Consider the following 218-nt stretch of genomic DNA (forward strand, 5'->3'; position numbering starts at 1 on the left):
TTTCCACATTGCCTTTCTCATGGCCTGAATACGGGTTGCAGTAACGCGACCGAGTCCGATAGTGCGCTTTAAACGCGGCGAAGAGCTCTGATTCGACAACCTTCGGGCCGACACGGCGTCCAATAGCAGTAGCGTTATCGAAGACCATCTCAGTCGGCACTCCGCCGGCAGCATCGATGACATCCAGCAATCCGGTAATGACACACTCGGCGGTTTCA

Annotated in this window: 1 pseudogene; it reads right to left on the minus strand. The window is 55.0% G+C overall.

Annotated features, from left to right (window positions below):
- A pseudogene (locus HMPREF2656_RS13300) lies at positions 1-218 on the minus strand (IS21 family transposase); the annotation flags it as partial.

The sequence above is a fragment of the Corynebacterium sp. HMSC034B08 genome (assembly GCF_001835805.1).
Taxonomy (GTDB): domain Bacteria; phylum Actinomycetota; class Actinomycetes; order Mycobacteriales; family Mycobacteriaceae; genus Corynebacterium; species Corynebacterium coyleae.